The sequence below is a fragment of the Mesorhizobium sp. WSM4844 genome (assembly GCF_055811775.1).
This window is the reverse complement of record NZ_JBVVQB010000251.1, coordinates 1-211: the sequence shown is the minus strand read 5'-3', so window position 1 is coordinate 211 and position 211 is coordinate 1. Positions and strand designations below refer to the sequence as shown.

Sequence of the window (211 nt, the reverse complement as noted above, 5' to 3'; positions counted from 1 at the left end):
GATCAAGGCCGAACCGCCGGTTCTCACCACCGCCAACGCGGCCGAGATCGACCTGCCGCGCAGCCTGCTCGAGGCGGTCGACCTGTTCGAAGCCGACGAGGAACTCTGCACGCTGCTCGGCAAGTCGTTCGCCGCCACCTATGCGGCGATCAAGCGGGCGGAATTCGAGACCTTCATGGAAGTGATCAGCCCGTGGGAGCGGGAGTATCTG

At 64.9% G+C, this 211-nt stretch carries 1 pseudogene; it reads left to right on the top strand.

Annotation, left to right across the window (positions count from 1 at the left end):
* Positions 1-211, top strand: a pseudogene (locus AC0L2A_RS36635) (glutamine synthetase); the annotation flags it as partial.